Genomic DNA, 17,897 nt, shown 5'->3' with positions numbered 1-17,897 from the left:
CCTTGGGACCTCAGGTGAGGCCGAGGGCGGACAGGAGCAGATCGATCCCTTTGATCCCCACGAACGGCACGACGAGCCCGCCGAGGCCGTAGACGAGCAGGTTCCTGCGGAGCATCCGCTCCGCGCCGACGGACCGGTAGCGGATGCCCCGGAGCGCGAGCGGGATGAGCGCGACGATGACGAGCGCGTTGAAGATCACCGCGGAGAGCACCGCGCTCCGCGGCGTGGCGAGCCCCATCACGTTGAGCCGCCCGAGCGCAGGGTACGTCGAGACGAAGGCCGCCGGGATGATGGCGAAGTACTTGGCGACGTCGTTCGCCAGGCTGAAGGTCGTGAGCGCGCCCCGCGTCATCAGGAGCTGCTTGCCGATCTCGACGATCTCGATGAGCTTGGTCGGGTTCGAGTCGAGATCGACCATGTTCCCGGCCTCCTTCGCGGCCTGCGTGCCCGTGTTCATGGCGACCGCGACGTCCGCCTGCGCCAGCGCGGGGGCGTCGTTGGTCCCGTCGCCGGTCATGGCGACGAGCCGACCGCCCGCCTGGTAATCGCGGATCATCTTCAGCTTGGCTTCGGGCGTGGCCTGCGCCAGGAAGTCGTCGACGCCGGCCTCGGCGGCGATGGCGGCGGCGGTGAGCGGGTTGTCGCCCGTGATCATCACCGTCTTGATGCCCATGCGCCGGAGGTCGCCGAAGCGCTCCTTGATGCCGCCCTTCACGATGTCCTTGAGGTGGATGACGCCCAGCATCTCACCCCCCTCGGCGACCACGAGCGGCGTGCCGCCCTTCCGGGCAATGGCCTCGGTCACCGCGCGCACCGCGGCCGGGACCGCGCCGCCCTTCTCCTTGACGTAGGCCTCGATCGCGTCGAAGGCGCCCTTCCGGATCTCGCGCGCGCCGCTGTCGACGCCGCTCATCCGGGTCTGCGCGGTGAAGGGGACGAAGCGGGCGCCGAGGGCCGAGAGATCGCGCTCGCGCAGGCCGTACTTCTCCTTCGCGAGCACGACGACGCTGCGCCCTTCGGGGGTCTCGTCGGCGAGCGACGCGAGCTGCGCGGCGTCGGCGAGCGCCCTGGCCTCGACCCCGTCGGCGGGGATGAGCTCCGTCGCCTGCCGGTTGCCGAGCGTGATCGTGCCGGTCTTGTCGAGCAGCAGCACGTCGACGTCGCCCGCGGCCTCGACCGCGCGGCCCGACATGGCGATGACGTTCGCCTGGATCATGCGGTCCATGCCGGCGATGCCGATCGCCGAGAGCAGCCCGCCGATGGTGGTCGGGATCAGGCACACGAGCAGCGCCGTGAGCACGGTGATGCTGATCGGGGTCCCCTGCCCTGCCGCCCGGACGCCGAAGACCGAGTACGGCAGCAGCGTCACGGTCGCGAGGAGGAACACGATCGTGAGCGCGGCGAGCAGGATGTCGAGCGCGATCTCGTTCGGCGTCTTCTTCCGCTTCGCCCCTTCCACCATCGAGATCATCCGGTCGAGGAACGCCTCGCCGGGGTTCGCGGAGATGCGGAGGATGAGCCAGTCGGACAGGACGCGCGTCCCGCCCGTGACGGCGCTCCGGTCGCCGCCGCTCTCCCGCACCACCGGCGCGCTCTCGCCGGTGACGGCGCTCTCGTCGACCGACGCGACGCCGACGACGATATCGCCGTCACCGGGGATGATCGCGCCCGCCTCCACGAGCACGAGGTCTCCCTTCCGGAGGCTCGACGCGGGCACGGCGAGCCGCTCCGCGTCGCGCTCCGGGCGGGCGAGCTTCACGGCCTCGACGTCGCGCCGCGCCTTGCGGAGCGTGTCGGCCTGCGCCTTGCCACGGCCCTCGGCGACGGCCTCCGCGAAGTTCGCGAAGAGCACGGTGAACCAGAGCCAGAGGGAGATGGCGAGGATGAACCCGGCCGGCTCCTCGCCCTCCCCGACGAGCGCGTGCACGAACAGGGCCGTGGTGAGCGCGCTCCCGGCGAGGACCACGAACATCACCGGGTTGCGCACCTGGTGGCGCGGGTCGAGCTTGCGGAGCGCCGCGACGATCGCCGGCTTGACGATCGCCGGGTCGAGGAGCGGCCTCGCCGCGGTCTTCTTCCCCTCCACGTCGCGGGACGGGTGGCGCGGCCTCGGCGGCGGCGACAGCTCGGGGGGCGGGGGCGCGGGGGCGCCGGGCTTCGCCTTGGCGATCGCCTGGCCGGCGGTGTGAAGGTTCATGGTCATCGCGTCATCTCCAGGTGCTCGACGACCGGCCCCAGCGCGAGCGCGGGGACGAAGGTGAGCGCTCCGACGAGCAGGACGGTGCCCGTCAGCAGCCCGACGAACAGCGGCGTGTGCGTGGGCAGCGTGCCCGGGCCGGCCGGCACGAGCTTCTTCCTCGCGAGTGAGCCCGCGAGCGCGAGCACGGGGACGATCACCGCGTAGCGGCCGACGAGCATCGCGACGCCGATGGCGGTGTTGTAGAAGGGGCTGTTCGCGCCGAGGCCGCCGAAGGCGCTGCCGTTGTTGTTCGCGCCGGACGAGAACGCATAGAGCACCTCGCTGAACCCGTGCGGCCCCGGGTTGAAGACGCCCGTCTGCCCTCCCTCGGTCATCACGGCGATCGCGGTGCCGGTGAGGACCGTGATGGCCGGGAAGAGCACGACCAGGGACGCCATCTTCATCTCGAACGCCTCGATCTTCTTGCCCAGGTACTCCGGCGTGCGGCCGACCATCAGGCCGGCGACGAAGACGGCGATGACGACGAACATCAGCATGCCGTAGAGGCCCGAGCCGACTCCGCCGAAGACCACCTCGCCGAGCTGCATGAGCCAGAGGGGCACGAGCCCGCCGAGGGGCGTGAAGGAGTCGTGCATCGCGTTGACGGAGCCGTTCGAGGCCGCCGTGGTGGCTGTCGCCCAGAGGGCGGAGCTCGTGATGCCGAAGCGCGCCTCCTTCCCTTCCATGTTGCCGCCGGCCTGGAGCGCGCTCGCCGCCTGATCGACGCCCAGGGCGGAGAGCGCAGGGTTGCCCGCCTGCTCCGAGGCGACGCATGCGACGAGGAGGACAGCGAAGATGGCCGTCATCGCGGCGAGGACGGCCCAGCCCTGGCGCCTGTCGCCCACCATCCGGCCGAGCGTGTGGCACAGCGCCGCGGGGATGAGCAGGATCGCGAGCATCTCGAGGAAGTTCGAGAGGGCCGTGGGGTTCTCGAACGGGTGCGCCGAGTTCACGTTGAAGACCCCACCGCCGTTGGTCCCGAGCTGCTTGATCGCGATCTGCGACGCCGCGGGCCCCATCGGGATCACCTGATGAACGACCGCGTTACCGCCCTGGTCCTTGACGGCCTGGAGCAGCGACGCGCTCTGGTACTCGCCGAAGCCCTGCACGACCCCCTGGGACACGAGGAGGACAGCGAGCAGGAGCGAGAGCGGCAGGAGGATGTAAAGGGTGCTCCGGACGAGATCGACCCAGAAGCTCCCGACGGTATCCGCCGTCTTCCGCGTGATCCCGCGGATCAGCGCGACGAGCACGGCCATTCCGGTCGCGGCGGACACGAAGTTTTGCACGGTGAGCCCGGCCATCTGCGTCAGGTAGCTGAGCGTCGACTCGCCGCCGTACGCCTGCCAGTTCGTGTTGGAGGCGAAGCTCGCTGCGGTGTTGAACGCGAGATCGGGCGGGACGCCGGCCATGCCTTCGGGGTTCAGCGGCAGGACGCCCTGGAGCCGCTGGAGGGCATAGAGGACGAGGAGCCCGGCCAGGTTGAACGCGAGCACCGCGAAGGCGTAGTCCTTCCAGCGCATCTCCTGATCGGGACGCACGCCCGCGGCGCGGTAGACGAGCCGCTCGAGCGGCCCGAGGACGCTGGCCATGAGGCCGCGCTCGCCCTGGTAGACCCGCGCCATGTACGTGCCGAGCGGGACGGAGACGCCGATGAGGACGGCGAGGTAGAGCGCCAGTTGAAGCGCGCCGATGGCGGTCATGACAGGCGCTCCGGCTTGAGGAGGGCGAAGATCAGGTAAAACAGGAGACCCAGGGCGAGGATGCCCGAGATCCAGGTGAACGCGATCATGGCGCTCAGACCCTTTCACAGAGCTGGATGAGCCCTGCAAACAGCAAAAAACAGGAGACTGTCAGTCCCAGGTAGACCATGTCCATGGCGACCTCATCAGGGGCCATCGGACGCCGCAGGCGCCGCGGCGCCCGCGCCGACCGAGCGGGACAGAACGTAGTCCCGCGCGGGTCAAGGGACCGTCAAACCGAGGGGGCCCCTCGTCAAGAAAGTATCAAGACGGCGGGATTGCGCCGCGCGGCCTTCCCCCCGCGCCTGCGAGCGGGTTGACGACCTCTTGACGGTGCCCGACCGCCTCTTGACGGCTTCTTGACGCCGGCGGGACTAGCTTTGCGCGCGTCATGCAGAACAGGCCACCACTCTTCGTCATCCCCACGTACCGGCTGCGCGACGTGGGCGAGACCATCCACCTTTACGACGAGCACTTCTGGCGCAACGGACATGCGATCACGATGTTCGTCTTCGACGACTCGAACATCCACAACCAGCAGAAGTACTATTCGCAGCTCGAGCAGACCGCGACCTACAACGACCTCTACTACGTCGGCCCGCGCGAGAAGGAGGCGTTCATCGCCTACCTGAACCAGAGGCTCCGTGACCGCAAGCTCGAACCGCTCGTCAGGAACCTGTTCCGCCCGAGCTACGGCGGGAACCGCAACTACACCCTGATGTACACGCTGGGCAGCCGCGTGCTGAGCGCCGACGACGACATGCGCCCCTACGCGCTTGTCGAGGACAGCCCGGAGTCCCTCGAGCGGGACGAGATCTGCCGGGGCAAGCTCCTCAAGGCGAACGGCGGCGGCTTCACCCGGAAATCGTTCGATATCCTGGCTGCGTTCCTCGACGTGCTGGGCAAGCGCGTCACGGACGTCCCGTCGAACCACGTGCGCGGAGAGCTGCTCCGCGACAGCGCCATGGACCTCGAGACCAACGCCACGCAGGGCCTCGCCCGCGAGAACTCGCTTCTCCTCAGCTCGGGCGACGTGCCCGAGGACGCGGTGGTCAAGGTCGCGCAGACATTCCGGTCCGGGACGAACGATATCGACGCGATCGACTACGTGGAGTTGTTCCTCGACGACGAGGGGCAGGTGGAGCTCGACCAGCTGAGCGACGTCTACGTCCTCGTCAACTTCCGCCCCGCCGTCACCAACAAGAACTGGCGCATCGACTGCGGGGTGGCCGGCTATGACAACAGCTTCGGACTGCCGCCGTTCTTCCCGACGCGGCTCCGGTTCGAGGACTACATCTACCGGCTCTGGATCCAGCAGCAAGGCGTGGCCGCCGCCCACGTCGACGCCGCCCAGACGCACGTCAAGAGCAACTACATGCGGAGCCCGCTCGCCGCCGAGGTGTTCAACGAGGAGGTGTCGAACCTCCTCAAGCTGAAGATCAAGTCGACCCTCTCGAAGATCGAGGACCTCAGCATCGGCTTCGACTACGGCGGCGAGGTGACCGCGGAGGACTGCGACCGGATCCTCGGGCGGATCACCGCGCTCCATGCGCGGGTGCTGGGCGCGGCGGCCACGACGGTGAACCAGGAGCGCGCCGAGGCCCTGCGCCGCTTCGCCGTGACCCTCGAGAAGACCTTTTACGGCTTTGAGCCCGACTTCTTTCAGCAGAACCTCGTCCGCATCGTCGACGACGTGATCAGCCAGTTCAAGGGCTCGCTCGAGCTGTGGCCGACGCTCGTCGAGATCTGCTATCTCCAGAAGAACCGCGCCGGGCTGCCGCAGTCGCGCGTCCAGAACAAGCGGCGGCATTGACCCGCTCCGCCGCCCGCGTGGACGGGAGGCGGAGCCATGTCACCCGCCGTCGCAGGGACCCAGGATCGCTGGGTTCCTTCGTGGGTGTCGACCGAAGCGGAGAAGCCTCATGAGGTCGTGTGATGACCTCGAAAAGCGTGGCTCTTCGCGATGGCGCTCGCGTAGCGCAATGAGGCTCGGGTAGCGCCGTCGGCCGCGTCACACCATATTTGATGATGCCGTCGCAGCGCACGGCCCGGCACGAGTGGTCGCAGGTGAGAGATGCTTGCGTGGCCACCGCGGTGCACAGCGTGCGCCACGAGCAACGGCACAGTCTTCGCGCATTGGCTATTCTGGCAAGCATCGACGGCCTGGAGCCTGTGCGCGAACGCAAGAGGAAGGCAGGGGTATGCGACTCGTCATGGCGGCCAATCTCATGAGCACAATCCCTGCAATATGTGCCATGTTTGCCTGCGCGGACGGCGCCGAGCGCGAAGCGAATGGTCTGCGTTCCGAAGGCCAGAGTCCATCGCTCGGCGTGGCGGCGCAGCGGTTGGACGGCGACAGGTGGAAGACCATCTACCCGGCCGATTTCAATCGCGACGGCATGGCGGACGTGCTCTGGAACAATGCCGGACAGAACCTGATGGCCGTGTGGCTGATGAACGACAGCCAGCTCCTGGCGCCGGGTCCGAACATCCCCGGACCGATCGGCGACGGGTGGGAGGCGATTTCGGCTGGTGATTTCGACGACGACGGCATGGCGGACGTGTTCTGGTACAACAGCCGGCAGAACCTGGTGGCCATATGGCAGATGAACGGCAGCCAGCTTTTTGCACCGGGGCCCGTCATCCCCGGACCGCTCGGCGACAGGTGGGTGGCCGTGACGAGCGCTGCCGACTTCAACTTTGACGGGATGAATGACGTGGTATTGAACAACCCTCGACAGAATCTGGCGACCGTGTGGCTGATGAACGGCACCCAGCTGCTCGCGCCGGGTCCGAACATCCCCGGACCGATCGGAGACGGGTGGATCGCCTCGACAACGGCCGACTTCAACTCCGACGGTATGGCGGACATACTCTGGAACAATGCCGAACAGAACCTGATGGCTGTATGGCTGATGAACGGCACCGAGCCGCTCGCGCTGGGTCCGAACATCCCCGGACCGATCGGAGACGGATGGGTCACCATCACGGCGCTCGACGTCAACTTCGACGGCATGGCGGACGTGCTGTGGCATAACGCCGCACAGAACCTGATGGCCGTGTGGCTGATGAACGACAGCCAGCTCCTCGCGCCGGGTCCGAACATCCCCGGGCCGATCGGCGATCGGTGGGTGCCCGCATCGGGCCTTGCCGATTTCAACTTCGATGGCATGGCGGACGTGCTATGGGGCAATGCCGAACAGGACCTGATGGCCGTGTGGCAGATGAACGGCAGCCAGCTCCTCGCGCCGGGTCGGAACATCCCCGGACCGCTCGAAGGCAACTAGCGCTATTGCGGGAAGTCGGGCCGGGAAGCGAACCGCCCTGACGCCAGGGGCGCCGAGGAACCAGGGGAATAGGAGGGAAATGCAGGAACAGCCCTTCCCCTCGCCTCTTGGCGGCCTTGGCGCCACGGCGTTTTTTCTGCTGATCCGGGGCAACTTCCCGCAGTGGTGCAAGGTGCCCTGCGAGGTCACACAAGCAACCGAGCATGTTCCGGTATGGTTCTCAGGGTCAGGCAGTCCGGGCGTTGAGCGCATCCACCGTGCTTCGCGCCGGACCTGGGCGCGGCGCCACCTGCGCGCCCACACGGCCAATCCCCGCTTCTTGCATCCAGGGTCGTTGGAGATGCATTCGATGCACATCGAGCTGGTCGCGCTTCTGGATCCAGGGTGCTTGCCGCGTTTGCGCGATGGTTCCGGGAGGCCGAGGGAGACCATCGGCTCCTCGGCGCTCTGCACGGCGGCTCGGCTCCGTCTCTTCGCTGCGTTGATTGCAACCCAGGGGAGTGCACATGTTCGTTCCTGACGTGAAGCTCGTGCTCGGCACGGCGATGCTGCTCGTTCCATCCATCACTTGCGTGAGCCCGCGGGATGCGTCCGAGGTGCCCGAGCGCGCGGACAGCGGCGTACGGGCCGGGGTCGGCGAGGCCCGGCAGGCCCTGTGTTTTGGTCGGACGATCACGAACGTCCTCGTCCTGCCGGAGACGTTCCACTGGGAGGACGCCGCCCACCTGCTCCGCGTGGCGGAGGGGTTCGGCCCGCGGACCCTCAGCGTCTCCGTGTCGGCGAGCGTCACGCCGGCGGTGCGCGTGCTGAGCACCACCGCGCCCAGGGTGCCCCCGCCCCGGCCCGTGGCGCGCGCACGCGACAGTCGCGCGCCCAACAACCTCTGGCCCTTCCCGGCGCTCGCGGAGGAGGACCCGTTCGGGGTCTTCCAGCCCTTCCCGGGCGCGCCGGGCGGCTTCGGCGCGTTGAGCCCTCAGCCCTCGACGGGAATGCCGGGCAGCGGCGGCGGCTGGAGCTATCAGCCCGCGCCGGGCATGCCGGGCGGCGGCACCTGGGGTCCTCAGCCTTCCTCGGCCACGTCGGGCACGCCGGGCGGCGACACGTCCGCGGGCGCCCAGCCCACACCGGGACCGCTGGACGACTGCGTGCCGTCGGACGACCAGATCACCAGGGCGGTCGGGTTCGACGTGAGCGCGAGCGTCGGGCTCGACGCGACCTCGGTCCTGTTCGTGCCCACGGCCGCGCTCGCGCGGGTCTCGGCCTATCCGGTCTACCAGCAATACACCTGGGATATCGTCAGCACCACCGGCTGGAACTGGGAGACCCATGCAGCGGAGACCGTCGTCGTGGGCTCTGGCATCGCCTACAGGCCGATCGGTATCTATTTCGATACCGACCTCATCTATGACCTGGCCGCGATCGGCGGCGGTCTGATCGACCCGGGCCCGTACGTGGACCCGGGCGGCGGCACCGGCGGTGCGGGCAACGGCTCGACCTCCCCCGGAGACGACGAGGCCAGCGGCGCCGGGACCACCGGCGTCGCGGCCACCGCCGCGGCGACCGGCGGCACGGGCACGGGAGCCGGCGCGGGCGGCCCCGGCGATTCGGGCTCCGGCGCCGGTGGCCGCGACGGCGCGGGCGGCGCCGGCGCCAACGACGGCGCGGGCGGCGCGGGTGGTCCTTGGATCATCGATCCGTAGACCGCTGCCGGTGCCGGCGCTTCACGTCCTCCATCACGGTCGCTCGAGCTCGAGGCCCCACTGCCGCCGGACCTCCGGAGGAAAGTGGTGATCGAGGACGTCATGGGAGAGCGCCTTGAACGCCTGGCGCCGATAGAACAGCGTCCTCAGGGCGGATCGCCAGGCCCTCGCGACGGCGCGGCCGCCTCCCGCACGGATTGCCTCCCGGATCGCCTTCACATGATGGCTGACGAGGTCGGACACATGATCTCCGTAGTCCGTCACGAGCGCGGGGCGGTCGAGCTTGAGGACCTGGATCGTCCTCTTGCCCCGTCGGCTCCCGCCACGAGCCACGGGGATCCATTTCTCTTTCTTCCCAGTCTGGCGGAATGGCACGAACTGGATGTGCTCGATCGGATCGTCCTCGCCTGAAGGATCGATGAGGATGGCCCGCTCGGGCCCCGGTGGACTGTGCCCCGCCGGCAGGATACGGCTCTCGCGGGCGAGGGGGAATCTGTTCTTCTTGTGCCGTCGATTGCAGCTGGGACAGGCGAAGAGGAGATTCTCCCACGTCCACGCCAGCCACCAGTAGCCGTGCGTGGGACGTCCCTGGCCGCGGCAGGCGCGGGTCTTGGGCCGGAAGTGCTCGACATCGTTGTAGAGGCGGTCGATGCGGCGCTCGCAGTAGCAACACGTCCGCCCTTGCGCTTTCCAGAGATCACGGCGGGCGATGTTGTATCTGTTGCCGAAATCCTTCGCCTTCGGTGGCGCCTCCCGTACGAGGGCCGCGAGCCGCTTCACCTCCACCTTGCGGATGGCCTCCAGCCCTTCCGGCTTCGGGCCTCGGTCCACGCGGATCACCGTCCTCGCGCCTTCTTCGTTGACCGCCCCCCGCTCGTCCTGGTGCGGGGCACCGGTTCCCACTCGGGCTCGACCTCGGCGGCGCGGAGCTTCTGCCGCAGCGCGACCATCTCCTGCTCCTCCGCGTCCGAGCGACCGGGGTCGTTCGCGAGCAGGCCGTAGCGCTGCGCGGCCTCGCCGAGATCGGTCGGAAAGAGGCGATCGATCCCGAAGAACTCCTCGTACAGCTCGCTCCCGGTCATGAGCGCAGGCGACTCCCCGGTCTTCCGGGCGATCACGTCGCCGTCCCGGTTCCGGCCGAGCCGGACGATCTCGTCCTTCGCGAAGCCGGGGAGGACCAGGGGCGAGTGGGTGGTCACCACGAACTGCATCCGCGGGAACACCTTCCTCAGCTTCGGCACAAGCTCAGCCTGCCAGCTCGGGTGCAGGTGGAGGTCGATCTCGTCGATGAGGACGAGACCGCTCTTCTCCGAGGGGTTCACGAGGGCCCCGTAATTCGACGTAGTGGCCAGGATCTGAGTATCGGCCACGATCTGACCGATGAGGTCCGCGATCCAGGAGATCAGCCCCTGGTAGCCATGGGACAGCCACGTCGCGGGCAGCGTGAACGTGGAGGAGCCCGAGCGCAGCTCGAAGCGGTGCGCTTCCACGAGGTCGGCGGCGCTCTTCACCCCGCCGCGGCGCCGGAGCTCCAGCCCGCGCACGCGCGGAAGCAGGCGGGAGCGGCGAAAGAGGGCGTCGGACAGCATCTCGGCGTAACGGGAAGGATCGATGCCGAGGTCCTGGAGGATGTCGGCGAACCCGGTGCCGAGGATCGGGGCGCCGTCGAACAGCGAGTCGAGACGGCTCAACGTCGGATCGTCCGGGCGCGCGGCGCCGTGCGGCTTGGGTAGGCGCCGGTTGACGCCGTACCCGGCCACGAACCACCACGGCGCGCCGATGGCGCGGGCTTCGCGCAGGGGGCCCGGATCGGCGCTGCGCACTGGATCGAGGTGTTCCTGTGGATGCGCAGAGGGCTCCCCGTAGTCGGACGAGCCCACGAAGACCTTCCATCCGGGCGCCAGGCTGAGCCGGCTCTGCAGGAACTTTGGCGGCTGGCCTGGCTTGCCGCCCCAGCCGGGATACATGCGCGAGCGCCCTTCGGGCAGGGGGCCGAACGCGAAGTTGGCCGCGATGTCGAGGGGCTCGTCCGGGTGCCGCCGGTCCGGCAGCGAGGGGATATCGGCGAGCTGGTTGGCCCGGTCGGGGCCGCTCGCCGCGAGGGCGATGGCCTGCAGGATGGATGTTTTGCAGAGGCCGTTCTCGCCGACGATCACGGTCCACATCCGCGGTTCGCCGGAGGAAGAGGTGAACGACAGCCGCAGATCGCGGAGCAGCTTGAGGTTCCGGACGTGGATCTCGCGGAGGTACACGGCGGCATCCTAGCGCAACCGGCGCGCGGGGTTGGGTGCGGAGCGCTGGCGGAGCTCGCCGCAATGAAGCGGCATCGCCAGCCTGTACAACAGCTCCGCTGCGCCGCCCCTACGGCGCCGCCCGCGCGATCTCGTCGGCCGCCCGCGCCCTCTCCTCCGCCGCCTTCGCGAGCGGCCCCGTGAGGAGCGCCTGCGCCTCGCGGAAGCGCGCCGCCACGTCGGACCAGTAGCTCGCCTCGGCGCTCTGCGGGGCGGCGATCTGCTTGATGACGGCCGCGTCGTACGCCGCGATGCCCGCGTACGCCGAGGCGGGCTTCGCGCGGGCCACCCAGTCGAGCGCGGCGAGCTCGCCCAGGCCGAGCCCCGCGAGCGGCGCCCGCCGCATCATGAGCGCCGCGTCCTCGGGGCCGTTGCGCAGGCCGAGCGCGACCGCGAGCAGCGCCGTCGCCTCGGCGGGGCGCGGGGTGTCCTTGGGCCACGCCGCGAGCAGCGCGGTCGCCTGATCGAAGTCCACGGCCCGCCAGTACAGGCGGCCGAGCTCGAGCCGCGCCCTCGCATAGAGGAGCCTCGACTCGGGCGAGAGCTGCGCGGTGCGCAGCGCCGCGCGGTGCTGGAGCGGGACGCCCCGGCCGAGCAGGACGCGCAGGAGCTCGGGCCGCGCCGCCGCCTCGGGCGCGATCAGGCGGCCCGCGTAGTACGTCGGCAGCCGGGCCGCCAGCCGCTCGACGGCCGACGAAGGGGCGGCGCCCGCCGCGAGCGGCGGCAGCTCCAGCGCGTCCAGCGCGTCGACGCGCCGGCCGCCGTAGAGGCGCGAGAGCATCTCGCGCGCGCCGTCGACGCGGGCGTCGCGGAGGACGCCGACCGACGAGAGCTCGCGCAGGCCGACGAGCGCGGCGTCACGGCCGCGCGCCTTCCAGGGATCGAGCAGCTGATCGAGCTCGCCGTAATAGACGTTCGCGAGCTCCGCGTCCTTCCGCATGGCGTCCGGCAGCGGCGCGGACCGGACCGCCTCGACGAGCCGCATGTCGGCCCGCCCGGACTCCACGGCGACGATGCCCTTCGCGTAGAACGGAAGCTCGACGCCGCGCCGCCCGAGATCCTCGATCGCCCGGGCCTGCTCCGTCACCCACGCGAAGAGCGGCCCCTTGGTGAACGCGAGGACGCGCTGGACATCGTAGGGCGGCCGCAGCGTGGGCGGCTCGGTCGCGGTGCGCGCGAGCCGGGCGGAGAGCGTCAGGCCGAGCAGCACCTGGTAGAGGTCGCCCCGGAGCGCGGCGGGCGGCGCTTCGAGGAGCGGCGCGGCGACGGCGTCGCCGCAGGTGATGGGCGCGAGCTCGGCCCGGAGCGCGCGCGCGAGGCCCGCCTCGAGGCCCGCGCACGCCTCGACGCCCGCGAGCCGCGCGTCGCGCTTCGCCGCGTCGTCCTCGGCGAGCGCGGCGTCGAGCGCCTCGAGCGCGCCCTGCGCGTCGCCGCAGGGCTGCGCCGGCGCGACGGCGGCGCGCCGCACGAACGCCTCGCAGGCGCGCGGCGCGGCGGGCACGCCAGCCGGCGCCGGGGGGACCAGCGCGGTCTTCGGGTCGAAGGGCGCCGGCTTCAGGATCGGGAGCCACTCGTCCTTGAGCGTGCCGTGGACGGCGAAGGCCTCTTCCTCCGGGAGCGGCGCCGGCGGCGGGGTCGCCGGGCGGCCGTCGCCCGGCGAGACCGGCGCGTTCGGCGCGGGCGGAGGCGCCCCGGCGCAGGCCGCGAGGGAGAGCCCGATCGCGGCGGCGAGGGCGTTGAAGGCGAAGTGCGAGCGAAGGTGGGAGGGCATCACGTCTCCTTGGACACGGGCGGTCCGCAAAGGTTTCGCGGAGGAGCGGCGGGCGTCCATCACAATCCGAGCGGGGGCATCCGTGGAGCGCACCGAGGAGGCGGGCGGGGGGCACAAGGTCACGGTCCGCGGAAGCGGAAGCGCGGGCTCAAGGCGAGGCGGGTCGCGCCGGGGCACGATGGATGCGGGCGAGAACGCCTGCAGCGCCCGAACCACGGTAAGCTCGACGCCCGATGACGAACGCCGGACCTACGATCCCGATCCAGCAGCTGCACGTCGAGAATTTCGGCTGCGTGCGAGACGCCACGGTCGAGCTCGAGCCGCTGACGGTGCTGGTGGGGCCCAACGACTCCGGAAAATCGATGCTGCTCAGGTCGCTCTTGACCTGGGCGGCGGCGAGCCGCTCAACGGATGGCTGGGGAGCCGTCTTCCCCACGCCCGAGGCCATGAACGCACATTCGTTCAACGGAAAAGGGGGGCCGATCCGGATCGGCTCGCGTGGCCTGAGCGGCAATGTCGAGTACAGCTATGATGTCGCGGTCGATGTAGGGCGCTTCGGCGTGCAGGTCCAGGCCGAGCATCTGCGCCTCGGTTCGGCCTGCGCGGAGAGGACCGGGCAAGAACTGACGTTCCGCGCTTCGGCCGACGACCGACCCGATGGACCGCACGGTTGGATGGATCTGGGCGCCCCCCTCCTCAACCGGCGATGGTTCCCTGCTCCGGACGGGGCAATCAAAGAATGGCAGCGATTCTCCGAGATGTTCCAGGCTGCGGAGCCGCTGCTCGCGGTGCTAAGCGCCACTGGCATCTATTCCTTGCGCCCGGAAGCGCTGCATCGCGGTGTACCCCATGCGATCGCGTCCTCGCGCGAGGAGCGGGTTGCGCGCCTGGGAGTCCACGGAGACGGGCTCGCCAACGTGATCGCCGACCTTCTGCTCCGCGGCCGAGACATCCTGGAGCGTATCGAGGATGCGCTCACGAGAGCGATGCCCCAGGTCAAGCGCATCGACATCAAGCAAAGGCGTGCGGACCACGGCGCGGCGCCGGTGAACGAGATCGAGCTCGTTATCCGGTCCGGCACACGGATCCCGAGCCGCTCGGTCTCCCATGGGGTGCTCCTCTATCTCGGATATCTCTATCTGGTGCTCGGCCCGGATCCCGCCCCGTTGCTCCTGGTCGAAGAGCCAGAGACGGGGCTGCACCCCGGCATGCTGCGCAAGCTGGTAGGGCTCTTCCGCGACATGAGCACGGGGGCCCACGGCGGCGCAGCCACGCAGGTCATCCTCACCACGCACTCGCCGATGCTGCTCAACCTGATCGAGCCGCAGGGGATCCGCGTCGTCCAGCGAGGCGACGACGGCGCGACCACGGTCACGCCTTTCATGAAGCCTTCCGGGATCGAGGCGCTGCTCGACTACCAGGGCCCCGGGGAGATCTGGGTCAACGAGGGGGAGGAGTACATCGTCGGGAGCGACGCTCGGCCGTGACCCTGCGGATGGAGCTGTGGGTAGAGGGACCCACCGATGCACGGACAGCGCGCCGCGATGGCCGCCCGGAAGAACGAGAGCCGGCCGAGGGCGGCGCGCTCGTGCCGCTCGTACGCAAGGCGCTGGCACGCGCGCCAGGCATGACCGAAGCTGCGCTCGACGAGGCCCTCCCTGTAGAGAGGATCGTCGCGCACCGCTTGCAAAGCCGTATCCGCGACGAGGTCAAGCTCGATGACGGCGAGCGGCGCCGCAAGCTGAGCATCAAGGGATGGAAGGTGCTCTCGGCGATCCAGAAGTCGCGACGACGGAGCCCCGAGACGCTCATCGTCGCGGTATGGGATCGGGACCGGGAGGACGCGCCGCTGCGCGATCGTGAGACGATCCTCGATGCGCTCCGCGTCCACGGCACGAGCGGGGCTGCCGTCGGGATCTGTGTCGAGGAGCTCGAAGCTTGGCTGCTCGCCGATTCCGGTGCTTTCCGCCGCGCCTTCGGCCGAGGTCCCGCGAGTGGGCTCTCGAGAAGCCCCGAGTCCGAACACGACCCCAAGACGATGCTCGAAGCTGTGCTCTCCAGTTACCCTGGTGTCGAGGACCGAGCCCGTGCATACGGACAGATCGCGAAATCCGTGGATATCGAGGTCCTCATCCGGTGCTGCCCGCGCGGCTTCGGCGCGTTCGTGGATGCGCTCGGAGAGTTCATCGCCCCCGATCTGCGCGCGCGTCGCTGAGCGAGGCGCAACAACGGCGCGCGACGCCCGTGGGTCGCGAAGCCCACGGCGCCGCGACCCTGCTCCCTATCGTGGGCGATGCCTACGACCTCGGCACCGCCTCCCAAACGACGCCGCGGCCAGGTCGCGACTTCCGCGTCACCTCAAACGACGCCGCGACCGAAGCGCAACCCAGCGTGCCAGCGCGTGCCGGCGCGTACCAGCCGCCGTGCGCTCACCTTGACACCGTCTCGGCTCCTCTGGATGCTATGACCCTACAGCACGACGCGCTCCCGAGATCCGTTGAGCGGATCCGCGCGACACGCGATCGAGGAGGCTCGCTCTACGGCACGGGTGCTGTGCGGTGGGCAGCGCCGCGCGACGCTGCAGCGCGGGACGCATCGGCCAAGGAAGTCGCGCAGGAGCGCGGGCCGTCGACGCGGGCGTGGCGGAGCAGGCCGACTGCCGACAGCCCGCGCAGGCCGACGAGCGCGGCGCCACGGCCGCTGGTCCACCAGGGCTCTAGCAGCCGGCCGAGCTCGCCGTGGTAGACGTTGCAGAGCGGCACCTTGGCGAACGCGAGAAGGTGCTGCCCGTCGTTGGGTGGCTCGGTCGCCCGGTGAGCGCGAGCCGGGTGGTGAGCGTGAGGCCGAGCAGCACCCAGCACATGTCGCACCGCAGCGCCGCGAGCGCCGCCTCCGGCAGCGGCGCGGCGATGGCGCCACCGCAGGCGATGGGCGCGAGTTCGGCCCGGAACACGCGCGAGGCCCGCCTCGACGCCCACGCATACATCGACGCCCGCGAGCCGCGCGTCGCGCTTCGCAGCGTCGCCCCCGGCGAGCGCGCCCTCCGCGTCGCGTCGCCGCAGGGTTGTGCGGGCGCGGCGCCAGCGCGTCACGAGAAAGCCTCGCACTCGCTCAGCGCGGCGGGCGCGCCGGCCAGCGCCGGGAGGACCTGCGCGGTCTTCGGGTCGGAAGGTGCCTGCTTCGACAGCCGCGTTCGACGGGCATCGATCGCAGAACGCAAACAGCAAACCTTGTGGTGCGCATCGCACCCACGGCCCTTGACAGCTCCGTCCTCAATGCGATGTCATCGTCTCGAAGGACAACCATGTACACTGCGATGCCTACCGTTCGGGACTGCCTCCATCGAGCCGGCGCGTGGCTGGGCGCTCGCAGGCGACGCATGCGCTGTATGGAGACCGGGCTGATTGTGGGACTCGCGTCCCTGCTCTCGACGTCCTGCTCGTCGACGGCGCCCGATGAGCCCGATGAGCCCGAGAACGCCATCAGAATCGGGGCCCTCCTCCCCTTCTCCGGGGGCGAGTCGGCCATCGGCCGCAACCTCGAGCAAGCCATGTTGCTCGCGGTCCAAGACCTGAACGCCGCGGGCGGGCTCGAAGGGAGGCCGTTCGACATCGTGAGCCGAGACAGCCACTCGACCCAGGACCGCGGGCTCGACCAGCTGCTCTCGCTGATCTACACAGATGATGTCCGTTACCTGGTAGGGCCCGAAGAGAACGAGCTCGCCCGCGACATCGCGATCGAGGTGAAGAAGGAGGACATCCTCCACATGCTGACGGGTTATGCCGCGCCCTCCATCGCGCGCCGTGAGGACGTGGGCGGCAGGATGAGGCTCGCCCCTTCCCCGTTCGGCATCGGCTGCGCGCTCGCGAAACACATCGTCAGCGAGGGTGTCCGCACCGCCAATAGCCTCTCCGCGCGGGACGACTACAACACAGCCGTCAGCACCGAGTTCACGACCCATTTCGCGGCGCTCCAGGGCAGGATCCTCCCCTCGGTGACGTTCAAGCCGGGCGAGACGTACAAGGACAAGATCAGAGCCGCCTTCTACCTGGACGACGAGACGGAGCGGGCGCCGGCCGGCCGCACGCTGCTGGCCGCCTATCCCGCCGCCGCCTCGACCATCGTGACCGAATGGACCGTCCACGGGCGTCCGGGCAGGTGGCTCCTCGGGCCTGCGTTGCACACCGAGGTGTTCCTCGCCAACATCCCTCAAGGCGCGCTCGATGACTCCTACGGGATCTCGCCCTCCCTCAGCCTGCGGAGCGAGTGCACCCCCAAGGACGAAACCGGGGAGAAGCTCGATTGCACGAACTGGAACACCACGGCCTTCACCTATCACTTCTCCCGCCGGTGGAACCGCGAGGTGCCGTTCCCCGCAGCGCACTTCTATTACGACGGCGTCGTCCTCATCGCGATGGGCCTCGTGTACGGCTACGCGACCACCGGGCAGATCATCACGTCCGGACATGAGCTGCGGCAGAAGATCCTCGAGCTCAACGACCCCAAGAACGACGTCGCCTTGTGGTGGGATCTGAACACCGCGATGGCCAGGCTCCGCGCGGGGACCCCGCTCCGCTACATCGGCGCAGCCGCCGAATACGAGTTCGACTCCTACGGGGCGAGCCAGAATCACATCATGCAAACGTGGACCATCGAAGGCGACAAATTCCGCGATCTCGACCCCTTCGACGCCAAGTGTGTGGTCCAGCACTGATCGAGAGCGGTTTTCAGCTGAGCCTGGTACGAGCGTCGCAGAGCGGCGGTCACCCGCACAGGAGACGGGTCCAGATCGGCGTTTTCGGCGCGGAAGCGCACTCCTGTGCGCTGAGCACCGAAAACGTCGAGATGGGCCCGTATCCGAAGCGGG

13 protein-coding genes and 1 pseudogene are annotated in these 17,897 nt (G+C 69.5%); 7 read left to right on the top strand and 7 right to left on the bottom strand.

Features of this window, described 5'->3' with window-relative positions; genetic code table 11:
• Positions 1-10: 10 nt before the first annotated feature.
• From kdpB to kdpF, 3 genes are read right to left on the bottom strand one after another with little or no spacing between them, the layout of a single operon-like run.
• On the bottom strand, positions 11-2,203 hold the full coding sequence (gene kdpB / locus WMF11_RS07700; RefSeq protein WP_437976981.1) for a potassium-transporting ATPase subunit KdpB: 2,193 nt from the start codon (positions 2,201-2,203) through the stop codon (positions 11-13).
• Positions 2,200-3,942, bottom strand: coding sequence for a potassium-transporting ATPase subunit KdpA (gene kdpA / locus WMF11_RS07695; protein ID WP_437976980.1), 1,743 nt, complete (start codon positions 3,940-3,942; stop codon positions 2,200-2,202). The genes kdpB and kdpA overlap by 4 nt, the downstream gene beginning before the upstream one ends.
• Complete coding sequence (kdpF, locus tag WMF11_RS07690; RefSeq protein ID WP_437907772.1) at positions 3,939-4,031, bottom strand: K(+)-transporting ATPase subunit F; 93 nt, start codon at positions 4,029-4,031, stop codon at positions 3,939-3,941. Before kdpF ends, kdpA begins: the two co-directional genes overlap by 4 nt.
• A gap of 341 nt (positions 4,032-4,372) precedes the next feature.
• On the opposite strand from kdpF, the gene WMF11_RS07685 reads away from it, so the two are divergent.
• From WMF11_RS07685 to WMF11_RS07675, 3 genes are all read left to right on the top strand, one after another.
• Complete coding sequence (locus WMF11_RS07685; RefSeq protein WP_437976979.1) at positions 4,373-5,794, top strand: hypothetical protein; 1,422 nt, start codon at positions 4,373-4,375, stop codon at positions 5,792-5,794.
• Between the two features lie 400 nt (positions 5,795-6,194).
• The gene (locus tag WMF11_RS07680) at positions 6,195-7,268 is read left to right on the top strand and encodes an FG-GAP repeat domain-containing protein (RefSeq protein WP_437976978.1); all 1,074 of its coding nucleotides are present in this window, start codon (positions 6,195-6,197) and stop codon (positions 7,266-7,268) included.
• A 506-nt stretch (positions 7,269-7,774) separates the two neighbouring features.
• Entirely contained in the window at positions 7,775-8,968 is a 1,194-nt protein-coding gene (locus WMF11_RS07675) for a hypothetical protein (protein ID WP_437976977.1), read from the top strand.
• Positions 8,969-9,001: 33 nt separating this feature from the next.
• On the opposite strand, the gene WMF11_RS07670 is transcribed toward WMF11_RS07675, so the two are convergent.
• The 3 genes from WMF11_RS07670 to WMF11_RS07660 all read right to left on the bottom strand — a co-directional run bounded on the left by WMF11_RS07670 (position 9,002) and on the right by WMF11_RS07660 (position 13,030).
• Positions 9,002-9,799 (bottom strand): hypothetical protein, encoded by a 798-nt coding sequence (locus WMF11_RS07670; protein WP_437976976.1) that lies wholly within the window; start codon positions 9,797-9,799, stop codon positions 9,002-9,004.
• Between the two features lie 5 nt (positions 9,800-9,804).
• A complete protein-coding gene (locus WMF11_RS07665) occupies positions 9,805-11,220 on the bottom strand; it encodes an AAA family ATPase (protein ID WP_437976975.1) in 1,416 nt (471 codons plus the stop codon).
• Positions 11,221-11,329: 109 nt separating this feature from the next.
• Positions 11,330-13,030 carry a hypothetical protein gene (locus WMF11_RS07660; protein ID WP_437976974.1) on the bottom strand — a complete coding sequence of 567 codons (1,701 nt, stop codon included), beginning with the start codon at positions 13,028-13,030 and terminating at the stop codon, positions 11,330-11,332.
• Positions 13,031-13,263: 233 nt separating this feature from the next.
• Here WMF11_RS07660 and WMF11_RS07655 point away from each other — a divergent pair.
• The 3 genes and pseudogenes from WMF11_RS07655 to WMF11_RS07645 form a co-directional block, all read left to right on the top strand.
• Positions 13,264-13,401 (top strand): annotated as a pseudogene (locus tag WMF11_RS07655) (AAA family ATPase); the annotation flags it as partial.
• 9 nt (positions 13,402-13,410) lie between these two features.
• Positions 13,411-14,517, top strand: a complete 1,107-nt coding sequence (locus tag WMF11_RS07650) for an AAA family ATPase (protein ID WP_437910962.1) — start codon at positions 13,411-13,413, stop codon at positions 14,515-14,517.
• A gap of 140 nt (positions 14,518-14,657) precedes the next feature.
• The gene (locus WMF11_RS07645; protein ID WP_437976973.1) at positions 14,658-15,245 is read left to right on the top strand and encodes a DUF4276 family protein; all 588 of its coding nucleotides are present in this window, start codon (positions 14,658-14,660) and stop codon (positions 15,243-15,245) included.
• Positions 15,246-15,746: 501 nt separating this feature from the next.
• Here the strand turns inward: WMF11_RS07645 and WMF11_RS07640 are convergent.
• Positions 15,747-15,983 (bottom strand): hypothetical protein, encoded by a 237-nt coding sequence (locus WMF11_RS07640; RefSeq protein WP_437976972.1) that lies wholly within the window; start codon positions 15,981-15,983, stop codon positions 15,747-15,749.
• 453 nt (positions 15,984-16,436) lie between these two features.
• Here WMF11_RS07640 and WMF11_RS07635 point away from each other — a divergent pair, with 453 nt between their 5' ends.
• Positions 16,437-17,744, top strand: coding sequence for an ABC transporter substrate-binding protein (locus WMF11_RS07635; protein ID WP_437976971.1), 1,308 nt, complete (start codon positions 16,437-16,439; stop codon positions 17,742-17,744).
• Positions 17,745-17,897 lie beyond the last annotated feature (153 nt).

It is taken from the genome of Sorangium sp. So ce295, assembly GCF_051527405.1.
Taxonomy (GTDB): Bacteria; Myxococcota_A; Polyangia; order Polyangiales; family Polyangiaceae; genus Sorangium; species Sorangium cellulosum_B.
Note: the sequence above shows the minus strand (reverse complement) of the source record. Positions and strands in the feature narration are given on the sequence as shown.

What these genes read in the sequence shown, in the direction of transcription:
- kdpB (WP_437976981.1), bottom strand. Translation starts at nt 2,203, where the DNA reads ATGACCATGAACCTTCACACCGCCGGCCAGGCGATCGCCAAGGCGAAG.
- kdpA (WP_437976980.1), bottom strand. Translation starts at nt 3,942, where the DNA reads ATGACCGCCATCGGCGCGCTTCAACTGGCGCTCTACCTCGCCGTCCTC.
- kdpF (WP_437907772.1), bottom strand. Translation starts at nt 4,031, where the DNA reads ATGATCGCGTTCACCTGGATCTCGGGCATCCTCGCCCTGGGTCTCCTG.
- WMF11_RS07685 (WP_437976979.1), top strand. Translation starts at nt 4,373, where the DNA reads ATGCAGAACAGGCCACCACTCTTCGTCATCCCCACGTACCGGCTGCGC.
- WMF11_RS07680 (WP_437976978.1), top strand. Translation starts at nt 6,195, where the DNA reads ATGGCGGCCAATCTCATGAGCACAATCCCTGCAATATGTGCCATGTTT.
- WMF11_RS07675 (WP_437976977.1), top strand. Translation starts at nt 7,775, where the DNA reads ATGTTCGTTCCTGACGTGAAGCTCGTGCTCGGCACGGCGATGCTGCTC.
- WMF11_RS07660 (WP_437976974.1), bottom strand. Translation starts at nt 13,030, where the DNA reads ATGCCCTCCCACCTTCGCTCGCACTTCGCCTTCAACGCCCTCGCCGCC.
- WMF11_RS07645 (WP_437976973.1), top strand. Translation starts at nt 14,658, where the DNA reads ATGACCGAAGCTGCGCTCGACGAGGCCCTCCCTGTAGAGAGGATCGTC.